This is a genomic window from Enterobacter sp. ENT02 (genome assembly GCF_019219165.1).
GTDB lineage: Bacteria > Pseudomonadota > Gammaproteobacteria > Enterobacterales > Enterobacteriaceae > Enterobacter > Enterobacter mori.
Genome location: NZ_JAHUWD010000001.1, coordinates 596,783 through 611,100, shown reverse-complemented (window position 1 = coordinate 611,100; position 14,318 = coordinate 596,783). Strand labels below are relative to the sequence as shown.

At 55.8% G+C, this 14,318-nt stretch carries 11 protein-coding genes; 7 read left to right on the top strand and 4 right to left on the bottom strand.

The features are described 5' to 3' along the window. The first annotated feature begins 1 nt into the window (after position 1). Together mepM and lpxM are read left to right on the top strand one after the other, a co-directional pair. Complete coding sequence (gene mepM, locus KW829_RS02725) at positions 2-1,321, top strand: murein DD-endopeptidase MepM (RefSeq protein ID WP_010432589.1); 1,320 nt, start codon at positions 2-4, stop codon at positions 1,319-1,321. A gap of 119 nt (positions 1,322-1,440) precedes the next feature. Beyond that, positions 1,441-2,412, top strand: a complete 972-nt coding sequence (lpxM, locus tag KW829_RS02720) for a lauroyl-Kdo(2)-lipid IV(A) myristoyltransferase (RefSeq protein WP_089598192.1) — start codon at positions 1,441-1,443, stop codon at positions 2,410-2,412. A 54-nt stretch (positions 2,413-2,466) separates the two neighbouring features. Here the strand turns inward: lpxM and pyk are convergent, their stop codons facing one another. Together pyk and KW829_RS02710 are read right to left on the bottom strand one after the other, a co-directional pair. Beyond that, positions 2,467-3,909 carry a pyruvate kinase gene (pyk, locus tag KW829_RS02715; protein WP_010432595.1) on the bottom strand — a complete coding sequence of 481 codons (1,443 nt, stop codon included), beginning with the start codon at positions 3,907-3,909 and terminating at the stop codon, positions 2,467-2,469. Positions 3,910-4,023: 114 nt separating this feature from the next. Further along, complete coding sequence (locus KW829_RS02710; RefSeq protein WP_010432597.1) at positions 4,024-4,893, bottom strand: MurR/RpiR family transcriptional regulator; 870 nt, start codon at positions 4,891-4,893, stop codon at positions 4,024-4,026. A 357-nt stretch (positions 4,894-5,250) separates the two neighbouring features. Here KW829_RS02710 and zwf point away from each other — a divergent pair, with 357 nt between their 5' ends. From zwf to kdgA, 3 genes are all read left to right on the top strand, one after another. Then, complete coding sequence (gene zwf / locus KW829_RS02705) at positions 5,251-6,726, top strand: glucose-6-phosphate dehydrogenase (RefSeq protein WP_089598193.1); 1,476 nt, start codon at positions 5,251-5,253, stop codon at positions 6,724-6,726. A gap of 234 nt (positions 6,727-6,960) precedes the next feature. Beyond that, positions 6,961-8,772 (top strand): phosphogluconate dehydratase, encoded by a 1,812-nt coding sequence (gene edd, locus KW829_RS02700; protein ID WP_089598194.1) that lies wholly within the window; start codon positions 6,961-6,963, stop codon positions 8,770-8,772. 39 nt (positions 8,773-8,811) lie between these two features. Continuing rightward, a complete protein-coding gene (gene kdgA / locus KW829_RS02695) occupies positions 8,812-9,453 on the top strand; it encodes a bifunctional 4-hydroxy-2-oxoglutarate aldolase/2-dehydro-3-deoxy-phosphogluconate aldolase (RefSeq protein ID WP_218307544.1) in 642 nt (213 codons plus the stop codon). A gap of 41 nt (positions 9,454-9,494) precedes the next feature. On the opposite strand, the gene purT is transcribed toward kdgA, so the two are convergent. Further along, positions 9,495-10,673, bottom strand: a complete 1,179-nt coding sequence (purT, locus tag KW829_RS02690) for a formate-dependent phosphoribosylglycinamide formyltransferase (protein WP_218307543.1) — start codon at positions 10,671-10,673, stop codon at positions 9,495-9,497. 171 nt (positions 10,674-10,844) lie between these two features. Between purT and KW829_RS02685 the strand changes: the two genes are divergently transcribed. Then, positions 10,845-11,498, top strand: coding sequence for a tellurite resistance TerB family protein (locus tag KW829_RS02685; RefSeq protein WP_218307542.1), 654 nt, complete (start codon positions 10,845-10,847; stop codon positions 11,496-11,498). A gap of 83 nt (positions 11,499-11,581) precedes the next feature. Next, positions 11,582-13,642: an oligopeptidase B gene (gene ptrB, locus KW829_RS02680; protein ID WP_100166028.1), complete on the top strand. Its 2,061-nt coding sequence runs from the start codon at positions 11,582-11,584 to the stop codon at positions 13,640-13,642. Here the strand turns inward: ptrB and exoX are convergent. Further along, the gene (exoX, locus tag KW829_RS02675; RefSeq protein WP_010432611.1) at positions 13,639-14,301 is read right to left on the bottom strand and encodes an exodeoxyribonuclease X; all 663 of its coding nucleotides are present in this window, start codon (positions 14,299-14,301) and stop codon (positions 13,639-13,641) included. The genes ptrB and exoX overlap by 4 nt on opposite strands. Between the last annotated feature and the right edge of the window lie 17 nt (positions 14,302-14,318).

Here is a 14,318-nt window from a genome sequence, read left to right as displayed (position 1 = left end):
CGTGCAACAGATAGCCCGCTCTGTCGCCCTGGCATTTAACAATCTGCCTCGACCCCACCGCGTTATGCTGGGGTCGCTTACAGTTCTCACCTTAGCGGTCGCCGTCTGGCGGCCCTATGTTTACCACCCGAGTTCTGCCCCTATCATTAAAACCATCGAGCTTGAGAAAAGTGAGATCCGTTCGCTGTTGCCTGAGGCCAGTGAACCTATCGACCAGGCTGCTCAGGAAGATGAAGCTATCCCGCAGGATGAACTGGACGATAAAATCTCCAATGAGGCGGGTATCCATGAATATGTCGTGTCGACCGGTGATACGCTAAGCAGCGTGCTCAACCAGTACGGTATCGACATGGGGAATATCAGCCAGCTCGCGGCCTCGGACAAAGATCTCCGTAATCTGAAAATTGGTCAACAGCTCTCCTGGACCTTAACCGCAGATGGCGATTTACAACGTCTGACCTGGGAGATGTCCCGCCGCGAAACCCGCACCTACGATCGCACTGCAAACGGTTTCAAAATGACCAGCGAAATGCAGCAGGGCGACTGGGTTAACAGCGTGATGAACGGTACCGTCGGGGCGAGCTTTGTTTCCAGCGCGCGCGATGCCGGGCTGACCAGCGCTGAAATCAGCTCGGTGATCAAAGCTATGCAGTGGCAGATGGATTTCCGCAAGCTGAAAAAAGGCGACGAATTCTCCGTGCTGATGTCCCGCGAAATGCTGGACGGCAAGCGCGAGCAGAGCCAGCTGGTGGGTGTTCGCTTACGCTCTGATGGCAAAGATTATTACGCGATCCGTGCCGAAGACGGTAAGTTCTACGACCGCAGCGGTACGGGGCTTGCGAAGGGCTTCCTGCGCTTCCCAACGGCTAAGCAGTTCCGTGTCTCCTCAAACTTCAACCCGCGCCGTCTTAACCCTGTCACCGGACGCGTTGCGCCGCACCGTGGTGTAGACTTCGCGATGCCACAAGGTACGCCAGTGCTGTCGGTTGGCGATGGCGAAGTGGTCATGGCAAAACGCAGCGGCGCGGCAGGGTATTACGTGGCTATCCGTCACGGTCGTACTTACACCACGCGCTATATGCACCTGCGTAAGCTGCTGGTTAAACCTGGCCAGAAAGTGAAACGTGGCGACCGCATTGCCCTCTCGGGCAACACCGGACGTTCAACCGGCCCGCATCTCCACTATGAAGTGTGGATCAACCAGCAGGCAGTGAATCCGCTGACGGCGAAATTGCCGCGTACCGAAGGTCTGACGGGTAAAGATCGTACCGATTACCTGGCACAGGTCAAAGAGGTTATGCCACAGCTGCGCTTTGATTAAGCCCTCTGTTTGTTAATGAAGCCGGCGTCTGTATGCGCCGGCTTTTTCTTTTGTACGCAAGCGACTGCCTCGCTACACTATCTGAATATATTTTTGCGTCACCAGACCCTGGAACCAGCATGGAAACCAAAAAAAACAATATTGAATACATTCCTGAGTTTGAAAAATCTTTTCGCCATCCGCGCAACTGGGGCGCCTGGCTTGGGGTTTATGCCTTTGCTGGCATAGCGATGCTGCCTGCTTCGGTGCGCGATCCCGTTCTGGGTAAAATTGGCCGTCTGGCCGGGCGTTTAGGCAAGAGCGCCCGCCGCCGCGCGCAGATTAATCTTTACTACTGTTTTCCTGAAAAAAGCGAGGCTGAGCGCGAAGCCATCATCGATGAGATGTACACCACCGCGCCGCAGGCAATGGCGATGATGGCCGAACTGGCGCTGAAAGGGCCGGAGAAGATCGTTGACCGCGTTGACTGGAAAGGGCTGGAGATCATCGATGAAATGCGTCGCAACGACGAAAAGGTTATTTTCCTCGTGCCTCACGGTTGGGGCGTTGATATTCCGGCGATGCTGATGGCATCTCAGGGCCAGAAAATGGCGGCGATGTTCCATAACCAGGGTAACAAGATCTATGATTTTGTCTGGAACACAGTGCGCCGTCGCTTTGGTGGACGTTTGCATGCGCGAAACGATGGCATCAAGCCGTTTATTCAGTCTGTTCGTCAGGGCTACTGGGGATACTATCTGCCGGATCAGGACCACGGCCCGGAGCACAGCGAGTTTGTCGATTTCTTTGCAACGTACAAAGCCACGCTGCCTGCGATTGGTCGTCTGATGAAGGTTTGCCGTGCTCGCGTGATCCCGCTGTTCCCGGTCTATGATGGTAAAACGCATCGCCTGAGCATTGAGGTGCGGCCGCCGATGGATGACCTGCTGACCGCAGACGATCGCACCATCGCGCGGCGTATGAATGAAGAGGTGGAAATTCTGGTGGGGCCGCATGCCGAACAGTACACGTGGATACTGAAGCTGCTGAAGACGCGTAAGCCGGGTGAAACAGAGCCGTACAAGCGCAAAGAGCTTTTCCCGAGGAAATAACAAACCTTCCCCCTCACCCTATCCCTCTCCCCTTAGGGGAGAGGGGAGCGGATCTTACTCTACGGTCAGTACGCGAGTGGTATTGGTTGAGCCGATGGTGCTCATCACATCACCCTGCGTCACGATGACAATATCACCGGACACCAGGTAGCCTTTGTCGCGCAGCAGGTTCACGGCATCGTGCGCGGCAGCGACGCCGTCATTGGTGCTGTCGAAGTGAACCGGGGTCACGCCGCGGTACAGCGCCGTCAGGTTCAGCGTACGTTCGTGACGGGACATGGCGAAGATCGGCAGGCCGGAGCTGATACGCGAAGTCATCAGCGCGGTGCGGCCAGATTCGGTCATGGTGATGATGGCAGTCACCCCTTTCAGGTGGTTGGCTGCGTACATCGCAGACATCGCAATCGCTTCTTCCACGTTGTCGAACTGAATGTCCAGACGGTGTTTAGAGACGTTAATGCTTGGGATCTTCTCTGCACCCAGGCACACGCGCGCCATGGCGGCCACGGTTTCTGCCGGATACTGGCCCGCAGCGGTTTCCGCAGACAGCATTACCGCATCGGTACCGTCCAGCACGGCGTTAGCCACGTCCATCACTTCCGCACGGGTTGGCATTGGGTTAGTGATCATGGATTCCATCATCTGGGTGGCGGTGATCACCGCGCGGTTCAGCTGGCGCGCGCGACGGATCAGCGCTTTCTGGATGCCGACCAGTTCCGGGTCGCCAATTTCTACACCCAGATCGCCACGGGCAACCATCACCACGTCAGACGCCAGAATCACGTCGTCCATCGCGTCCTGATCGCACACGGCTTCAGCACGCTCTACTTTGGCAACGATCTTCGCGTCGCAGCCTGCATCACGCGCCAGACGACGGGCATAGTTCAGGTCTTCGCCGCAGCGCGGGAAGGAGACGGCCAGATAATCAACGCCAATTTGCGCCGCAGTCACGATATCCGCTTTGTCTTTGTCGGTCAGCGCTTCTGCAGACAGGCCGCCGCCGAGTTTGTTGATACCTTTATTGTTCGAGAGCGGGCCACCGACGGTCACTTCGGTGAACACTTTCATGCCCTGAACTTCGAGGACTTTCAGCTGTACGCGTCCGTCATCGAGCAGCAGGATGTCGCCAGGCACAACGTCAGCAGGCAGACCTTTATAGTCGATACCCACTTTCTCTTTGTCGCCTTCGCCTTTGCTCAGGTTGGCATCCAGCAGGAATTTATCGCCGATATTGAGGAAGACTTTGCCTTCTTTAAAGGTCGATACGCGGATTTTTGGACCCTGAAGGTCACCGAGAATGGCAACATGGCGGCCCAGTTTAGCCGCGATTTCACGTACTTTATCGGCACGTAATTTATGGTCTTCTGGCGTACCGTGAGAGAAGTTCATACGCACCACGTTGGCACCCGCGGCGATAATCTTTTCAAGATTATTATCGCGATCGGTAGCCGGGCCTAATGTAGTTACGATCTTGGTTCTGCGAAGCCTTCTGGACATGTAATACTCCGTTGACTGAAACAACTTTGGTGTTGCGTGAACATTAAATCGGCCTTCATCTGCCGCAAGGCAGCAAAGAGGGGACCGAATGCCGTAAGTCGTACATCTTAGTTATTAGGGAACATCGCTCTTTATAAGCAATTCTTTATCAAAACGCGATTCCTTGAGCGCTTCCTTGACACGCTTCAAGTTATCTCTGAATTTTGCACCCCTGCGCAAGGTAAAACCGGTCGCCAGCACGTCAATCACCGTTAGCTGCGCCAGACGTGACACCATAGGCATATACATGTCGGTGTCTTCCGGCACGTCCAGAGTGATGGCGAGCGTTGCTTCCCGCGCCAGCGGCGTGCCTGCGGTCGTCAGGGCAATCACCATGGCATCGTTTTCACGTGCCAGTTGAGCCAGCTCAACCTGGCTCTTGGTGCGCCCGGTGTGCGAGATCAGTACCACGACATCATCTTCGCTACAATTCATACAACTCATGCGTTGCAGCACAATGTCATCGGTATAAATTACCGGTACGTTAAAGCGGAAGAACTTGTTCATGGCATCATGCGCCACGGCAGCCGACGAGCCAAGACCGAAGAAGGCAATGCGTTTGGCCTGCGTCAGTAAATCGACCGCGCGATTGACCGAGCCCATGTCCAGCGACTGACGTACGTGGTCCAGCGTCGCCATGGCGGATTCAAATATTTTCGCTGTGTATGCATCAACGCTGTCGTCTTCATCCACATTGCGATTAACATACGGGGTGCCGTTTGCCAGACTTTGCGCAAGATGCAGTTTAAAATCAGGAAAGCCGCGCGTTTCCAGACTGCGGCAGAATCGATTAACCGTCGGTTCGCTGACGCCCGACTCCTGCGCCAGAGCGGCGATGCTTGAATGAATCGCCTGAGCGGGAGAGGCAAGAATAACTTCGGCCACTTTTCGCTCGGATTTGCTAAGGTGTTCCAGTTGAAACTGGATTTTTTCCAGCATGTTCATTGTTAACAGGGCGCTCGTGGGGGTGGAAACGATTTCATTAATAGATGAAATCGAGATTCGATTTAGCCGATATTACCCCTGTGTTTTACTAAAGGGTAACAGTCGACAAGAAATGTTGTTGTTTTTTTTCATTACTTGATCGATGTCGGATTTTGCTGGGACCCTGTTGCGCAAAGAATCGACGTTTGTTGCGTCATTGCGCCATCGCTAACGTCTGAAGGGCGGAAAATCGCGGTATCGCACGCGACGTTAAGCGCTAATGGTTTCAGGAATGACGTAAAAGCAGTACAGTGCATTGTAATAAAATTACAACGATACCTGGCAGAAGCACCAGGTGATCTAACTGAGGAGAATGACATGGCGGTAACGCAAACAGCCCAGGCATGTGACCTGGTCATTTTCGGCGCGAAAGGCGATTTAGCACGCCGAAAATTGCTGCCTTCCCTGTATCAACTGGAGAAAGCGGGTCAAATTCATCCGGATACCCGTATCCTGGGTGTTGGGCGCGCCGACTGGGACAAGGACGCTTATACAAAAGTGGTGCGCGAAGCGCTCGAAACTTTCATGAAAGAGAAAATTGATGAAAGTTTGTGGGACACGCTGAGCGGACGCCTTGATTTCTGCAATCTGGACGTCAACGACGTAAGCGCCTTTACCCGTCTGGGCGAGATGCTGGATCAAAAAAATCGCGTCACCATTAACTATTTTGCGATGCCGCCAAGCACCTTCGGCGCGATCTGCAAAGGTCTGGGCGAAGCGAAGCTGAACGCTAAACCGGCACGCGTCGTGATGGAAAAACCGCTGGGTACCTCGCTGGCAACGTCGCGGGAAATCAACGACCAGGTGGGCGAGTTCTTTGAAGAGTGCCAGGTCTACCGTATCGACCACTATCTCGGAAAAGAGACGGTACTGAACCTGCTGGCGCTGCGTTTTGCGAACTCCCTGTTTGTGAATAACTGGGACAACCGCACCATCGACCACGTGGAAATCACCGTGGCGGAAGAGGTGGGGATTGAAGGTCGCTGGGGTTACTTTGACCAGGCCGGTCAGATGCGCGACATGATCCAGAACCACCTGCTGCAAATTCTGTGCATGATTGCCATGTCTCCACCGTCTGACCTGACGGCCGACAGCATTCGTGACGCCAAAGTGAAAGTGCTGAAATCACTGCGCCGCATCGACCGCTCCAACGTGCGTGAGAAGACCGTCCGCGGCCAGTACACCGCCGGGTTTGCTCAGGGTAAAAAAGTGCCTGGCTATCTGGAAGAAGAGGGCGCGAACAAATCCAGTAACACCGAGACCTTCGTGGCGATCCGCGTGGATATCGACGACTGGCGCTGGGCGGGGGTTCCGTTCTACCTGCGTACCGGGAAACGTCTGCCTGCTAAATGTTCCGAAGTGGTGGTTTACTTCAAAAACCCAGAGCTGAACCTGTTCAAAGAGTCCTGGCAGGAGCTGCCGCAGAACAAACTGACCATCCGTCTGCAGCCGGACGAGGGTGTGGATATCCAGATCCTGAACAAAGTACCGGGGCTGGATCACAAACATAACCTGCAGACCACCAAGCTGGATCTGAGCTACTCCGAAACCTTCAACCAGACGCACCTGGCTGATGCTTACGAGCGTCTGCTGCTGGAAACCATGCGCGGTATCCAGGCGCTGTTCGTGCGTCGCGACGAAGTGGAAGAGGCGTGGAAATGGGTCGACTCCATCACCGAAGCCTGGGCAGCCGATCAGGATGCGCCAAAACCCTATCAGGCAGGAACATGGGGACCGGTCGCATCGGTTGCGATGATCACCCGTGACGGTCGCTCCTGGAACGAGTTTGAGTAACAGTCACCTCTAGCCCAAAGGTGTTATTTTACCGGTAACATGATCTAACACAGCTAGTGGCACATTTTTTAAACTTTTAAGCTCCGCGTGGATTCACCCGCGGAGCTTTTTTTATTACACTGCCGGAAGCGATTTTGCCCTTGAGCTCCGGACAGCAAGCGTTTCAGCGTTGTTAACAACTGCCAGCGACTTTGTAAACTCCCGAGCCCAGACAAATAAATTAGAGGAGCTTTTATGAATCCGACATTGTTACGCGTAACACAACGCATCATTGAACGCTCGAAAGAGACCCGTTCCGCCTACCTCGCCCGTATTGAACAAGCAAAGAGTGAGACCGTCCACCGTTCGCAGTTGGCCTGCGGTAACCTCGCGCATGGTTTCGCCGCCTGCCAGCCGGGTGATAAAGATTCGCTGAAAAGCATGCTGCGTAACAATATCGCCATCATCACCTCCTACAACGATATGCTCTCCGCACACCAGCCGTATGAGGTCTATCCCACTATCATTCGTAACGCGCTGCACAGCGTAAATGCCGTGGGTCAGGTGGCAGGCGGTGTGCCCGCTATGTGCGACGGCGTGACGCAGGGACAGGACGGGATGGAGCTGTCGCTGCTGAGCCGCGAAGTGATTGCGATGTCTGCGGCGGTGGGCCTGTCTCACAATATGTTCGATGGCGCGCTCTATCTTGGCGTATGCGACAAGATCGTCCCTGGCCTGGTGATGGCGGCGCTGTCATTTGGTCATCTGCCCGCGATTTTCGTGCCGTCCGGCCCGATGGCGAGCGGTCTGCCAAATAAAGAAAAAGTGCGTATCCGCCAGCTCTACGCGGAAGGCAAAGCCGATCGTCAGGCGCTGCTGGAAGCGGAAGCCGCCTCCTACCATGCGCCGGGCACCTGTACCTTCTACGGTACAGCCAACACCAACCAGATGGTGGTGGAGTTCATGGGGATGCAGCTTCCTGGCTCGTCCTTTATCCAGCCGGATGCGCCGCTGCGCAAGGCGCTGACTGAAGCCGCGGCGCGTCAGGTGACGCGTCTGACCGGGAACGGCAACGACTGGATGCCAATGGGCAAAATGGTTGATGAGAAAGTCATCGTCAACGGGATTGTTGCGCTGCTGGCAACCGGTGGTTCAACCAACCACACCATGCACCTGGTCGCGATGGCGCGCGCGGCGGGCATTCTGATCAACTGGGATGACTTCTCTGACATCTCCTCCGTGGTGCCGCTGATGGCGCGCCTGTACCCGAATGGTCCGGCAGACATCAACCACTTCCAGGCGGCGGGCGGCGTTCCTGTTCTGATGCGCGAGCTGCTGAAAGGCGGTCTGCTGCATGAAGACGTGAACACGGTGGCGGGCTTTGGCCTGCAGCGTTATACCCTCGAGCCATGGCTGAACAACGGCGAGCTGGACTGGCGCGAAGGGGCGAGCGACTCTCTCGATCCTCAGGTAATCGCGACCTTCGAACAGCCGTTCTCTCGTCACGGTGGCACCAAAGTGCTGAGCGGTAACCTCGGTCGTGCAGTCATGAAGACCTCCGCTGTCCCGGAAGAGAACCAGATTATCGAAGCGCCTGCGGTGGTGTTCGAAAGCCAGCACGACGTGCTGCCTGCCTTTGACGCGGGCCTGCTTGATAAAGACTGCGTGGTGGTGGTGCGTCATCAGGGGCCAAAAGCCAACGGGATGCCAGAATTACATAAACTTATGCCACCACTTGGTGTATTATTGGACCGCCGTTTCAAAATTGCGCTGGTGACCGATGGACGCCTCTCTGGCGCATCGGGTAAAGTGCCTTCTGCCATCCATGTGACCCCGGAAGCCTACGACGGTGGTTTGCTGGCGAAAGTGCGTGATGGTGACATGATCCGCGTGAACGGCCAGACAGGTGAGTTAACCCTGCTGGTCGATGATGCAGAGCTGGCAGCACGTCAGCCTCATATTCCTGACCTGAGCGCATCGCGCGTGGGTACCGGACGCGAAATGTTTGGCGCGCTGCGCGAGAAGCTGTCCGGCGCAGAGCAGGGCGCAACCTGTATTACGTTTTAAGACGACGTGTTTTTAACGATCTGGCGAGAGAAAACTCTGATGAAAAACTGGAAAACAAGTGCAGAAGCAATCCTGACCACTGGCCCTGTCGTGCCGGTCATCGTGGTGAACAAACTGGAGCACGCTGTCCCAATGGCGAAAGCGCTGGTTGCGGGCGGCGTTCGCGTCCTGGAAGTGACCCTGCGCACCGCGTGTGCGATGGACGCTATCCGCGCTATTGCCAAAGAAGTGCCGGATGCCATCATCGGTGCGGGTACCGTTCTGAATGCGCAGCAGCTGGCTGAAGTGACCGAAGCCGGTGCTCAGTTCGCTATCAGCCCGGGACTGACTGAGCCTCTGCTGAAAGCGGCAACCGAAGGTGCTATTCCTCTGATCCCTGGTATCAGCACCGTGTCTGAACTGATGCTGGGCATGGATTACGGTCTGAAAGAGTTTAAATTCTTCCCGGCTGAAGCCAACGGCGGCACCAAAGCGCTGCAGGCGATTGCGGGTCCATTCTCTCAGGTACGTTTCTGCCCGACCGGCGGTATCTCTCCTGCCAACTACCGTGACTACCTGGCGCTGAAAAGCGTACTGTGTATCGGCGGTTCATGGCTGGTGCCAGCGGATGCGCTGGAAACCGGCGACTGGGATCGCATCACCAAACTGGCTCGCGAAGCGGTTGAAGGTGCGAAACAGTAAGTTAATCGCAGCATGAAAAACGGGCCTTTTGGCCCGTTTTTTTATCCCTCTACCTTGACGTTCGCAGCGGCCGCTTTCGCTCTCGCCACGGCGTCGTCCACGTTATCCCCGGTGGCTAACGCTACGCCCAAACGACGGGTTCCGTCGATTTCCGGCTTACCGAACAAACGGATCTGCAATCCTGCACCTACCGCTCCGTCAACGTTATCAAACGTCACGTTCCGGCTGGTCAACTCGGGCAGGATTACGGCCGATGCCGCAGGACCGTACTGGCGAATGCCGCCAACAGGCAGGCCGAGGAAAGCGCGCACGTGCAGGGCGAACTCGGAGAGATCCTGCGAAATAAGCGTCACCATGCCGGTATCATGCGGACGAGGGGAGACTTCGCTGAAAATCACCTCGTCGCCGCAAACAAACAGCTCTACGCCGAAGAGACCATAGCCGCCGAGCGCCAGGACGGCCCTGCGGGCGATATCCTGCGCGCGCTCCAGCGCCAGAGCGCTCATCTGCTGCGGCTGCCAGGATTCACGGTAATCGCCGTCTTCCTGACGGTGGCCAATCGGGTCGCAGAAATGGACGCCATCCACGGCGCTAACGGTGAGCAGCGTGATTTCGAAATCAAACTTCACGACGCCCTCAACGATCACACGACCGGCTCCGGCACGACCGCCCTGCTGGGCATAATCCCACGCGTTATCCAGCGCGCTGCTGTCACGAATAAAGCTCTGTCCTTTACCGGAGGAGCTCATCACCGGCTTAATGATGCACGGGTAGCCAATCTCCTCTACGGCCTGCAGGAATGCGGCTTTATCGCCAGCAAAACGGTAGCTTGACGTGGGCAACTCCAGCTCTTCTGCGGCCAGGCGGCGAATGCCCTCGCGGTTCATGGTGAGCTTCGCGGCGTTGGCGCAGGGCACCACGCGCTGGCCTTCCTGCTCAAGAGTAATGAGCGTGTCGGTGGCAATGGCTTCGATTTCCGGCACGACAAAATCGGGTTTCTCGCGCGTAATCAGCTCGCGAAGGGCATCGCCATCCAGCATGTTAATGACATAAGAACGATGGGCAACGTGCATCGCGGGGGCGTCGGCATAACGGTCTACGGCAATGACTTCAATGCCCAAACGCTGGCATTCAATAGCGACCTCTTTACCCAGTTCACCCGAGCCTAAAAGCATCACACGTGTCGCCGCAGGTCGCAGCGCGGTTCCTAAACGAGTCATAAAAATCCCCCTGAAAAAGTTGCGGGCAGTATAAACGAAAACGTTTGCGTCTGTCTTGCGCGCGGGGTCTTTCATCGCACAACAATTTGCGCTTCTTTAGAGCAGGCAGACATTTCCTGACACCCACTCGCTTAGGCTGTGAGCAATATGCACGGTTAAGTGAGGGGAATCATGTCAGGCTGGTTAAATCAATTGCAATCCATGCTGGGTCAGAAAGGCACATCCTCCGGCGAGCAGGGGCTCAGTAAACTCCTGGTACCGGGCGCGCTGGGAGGACTGGCGGGCCTGCTGGTCGCCAATAAATCGTCGCGCAAGCTGCTGGCAAAATATGGCACTGGCGCGCTCCTGGCGGGGGGCGGAGCCATCGCGGGTACCGTCCTGTGGAACAAATACAAGGACAAAGTGCGCACCGCGCATCAGGGTGAACCGCAATACGGAGAGCACGTCTCCCCGCTGGATATCCGAACAGAGCGGCTCATTCTGGCGCTGGTATTTGCGGCCAAAAGCGACGGACATATTGATAGCAAAGAGCGTGCGGCGATAGAGCAGCAGATGCGTGAGGCCGGTGTGGAAGAGCAGGGGAGAGCGCTGGTTGCACAGGCCATCGAACAGCCCCTCGATCCCCAGCGTCTGGCGCAAAGCGTGAAGAACGAAGAAGAGGCGCTGGAACTCTATTTTCTGAGCTGCGCGGCTATCGATGTCGATCACTTTATGGAGCGCAGCTACCTGAATGCGCTCGGCGATGCGCTGAAGATCCCTCAGGATGTTCGTGAGGGCATTGAGCAGGATATTCAGCAGCAAAAACAGACGTTACAGGCCGGGTAATCATCTGATGTGGTCATGTTTCGCTTGCATCATACGCGTGTTTTGCCAACCTTATAGGGTGTAAAACTCAAAAGAATCATGACATGCCACCGAAAGCCCGACGTACTCCTTATGCGATCACCACGCATGGTGATACGCGCATAGACCACTATTACTGGCTGCGGGATGACTCGCGTTCCCAGCCAGATGTGCTCGACTATCTGCACCAGGAAAACGACTATGGCCGCAAGGTCATGTCCAGCCAGCAGGCGCTGCAGGACCAACTGCTGAACGAAATGGTGCAGCGTATCCCCCAGCGCGATGTGTCTGCCCCCTGGACCAAAAACGGTTATCGCTACCGTCATATCTATGAGCCCGGCAATGAATACCCCATCTATCAGCGCCAGTCGGTGCTATGTGCCGAATGGGACGAATGGGAAATCCTGCTGGACGCCAACCAGCGTGCCGCTCACAGTGAATTCTATACGCTGGGCGGTATGTCGGTGTCGCCAGATAACGCCATTATGGCGCTCGCAGAAGACTATCTTTCTCGCCGACAGTACGGACTGCGCTTCCGCAATCTCGAGTCGGGGAACTGGTATCCGGAAATGTTGGAGAATATCTCCCCGGATTTTGTCTGGGCGAATGATTCTGAAACGGTCTACTACGTCAAAAAGCATGCGTCCACGCTGCTGCCTTATCAGGTCTGGCGGCACACCGTAGGGACGGATTCTGCCGATGATGAACTGGTGTACGAAGAGAAAGACGAGACGTTTTACGTCAGCCTGCACAAAACCTCATCGCGTCACTATGTGATTATTTATCTGGCCAGCGCCACCACCTCGGAAGTCCTGCTCCTGGATGCCGAACTGCCTGATGCGCAGCCGCTCTGCTTTCTGCCGCGCCGAAAAGATCATGAGTACAGTCTTGACCATTTTCAGCACAGTTTTTACCTGCGATCGAATCGCGAGGGTAAAAACTTCGGCCTCTACAAGACCAAAGTGCGTGATGAGCGTAAGTGGGAGGTGCTGATCCCCGCGCGGGAGCAGGTGATGCTGGAAGGCTTTACGCTCTTTACCGACTGGCTGGTGGTGGAAGAACGTCAGCGGGGGTTGACCAGTATCCGCCAAATCAACAGGAAAACGCGGGAGGTTGTGGGAATTGCCTTCGACGATCCGGCCTATGTCACGTGGATTGGCTTCAACCCTGAACCGGAATCGTCGCGCCTGCGTTATGGCTACTCTTCAATGACGACGCCGGACACCCTATTTGAACTGGATATGGACACCGGGCAGCGCCAGGTGATTAAACAGGCTGAAGTAAAAGGATTTGAGTCGGATAACTACCGCAGCGAACACCTGTGGGTGACCGCCCGCGATGGCGTTGAGGTGCCAGTCTCCCTGGTGTATCACAAGGCGCATTTTAACAAGGGCAAAAATCCTCTTCTGGTTTACGGCTACGGCTCCTACGGCTCCAGTATGGATGCGGATTTCAGCGGTAGCCGTTTGAGCCTTCTCGACCGCGGCTTTGTCTATGCTATTGCCCACGTGCGCGGTGGCGGTGAACTGGGCCAGCACTGGTATGAAGAGGGGAAATTCCTGAAGAAGAAAAACACCTTCAACGACTATCTCGACGTCTGTGATGCCCTCATCGAACAAGGCTATGGCGACCCGACGCTCTGCTTTGGGATGGGGGGAAGCGCGGGCGGCATGCTGATGGGGGCCGTGATTAATCAGCGCCCTGAGCGCTTTAAGGGCATCATCGCGCAGGTTCCGTTTGTCGATGTGGTGACCACCATGCTGGATGAGTCCATCCCGTTAACCACGGGAGAATTTGAAGAGTGGGGGAATCCTCAGGACGAAATCTATTATCGCTACATGAAAGAGTACAGCCCCTACGATAACGTGGAGGCGAAAGCGTATCCGCATCTGCTGGTCACCACCGGCCTGCATGATTCACAGGTGCAATACTGGGAACCTGCAAAGTGGGTGGCGAAACTGCGTGAACTGAAAACCGACGATAATCTGCTGCTGCTCTGTACCGACATGGACTCCGGGCACGGGGGTAAATCAGGGCGATTTAAATCCTATGAAGGCGTCGCGCTGGAGTACGCGTTCCTGATTGGCCTGGCGCAGGATACGCTGCCAGGCCGCGCAGAACGTTAGGCGTCGCCCAGATAGTGCTTCAGCGTCAGGCGAAGCTCCGGGCTCATTCTGTCGAGGTTGTTATACAGCCAGCGCAGATAACCCGGATCTTTATCCGCCACTTCCGACACCGGTTTGCCGCGATATTTCCCAAAGGTAAAGGTGGTCAGTAACGCAGGGCGTCCGGTGATGGTTGCCATATCATCCGGCGTCCAGCCAGAGATATTCATAATATCAATCAGCAACGCGGCGGTGATATAGCAGTCATAGAGGGCGCGGTGATGGTGCAGCCCCTCCGGCGTCCTGACGCTGAGCTTGCGGGATTTATACAGCGCCATATTGCTGTATTTAATCCCCGGCCACAGTCGACGAGCCAGCTTCATGGTGCAAATCCATTCGCCCGGCATTTCCGGAAGAACGCGACGATCAAAACTGGCGTTATGTGCGACATACCACGGGCTGCCGTAATAATGCGGTATGATCTCTTCAATCCATGGTTTGTCCGCCACCATCGACTCCGTAATGCGATGGATTGCCATCGCCTGCGGACTTATCGGACGGTCGGGACGCACCAGGTGGCTCATCGGGTTGACTATCTTTCCGTCAACCACATCGACTGAAGCCACTTCTACTATTCCGCCCTGCAGATCGCAGGTTTCGGTATCGATGACGCGCAGCATTGATCGCTCCTGACCCT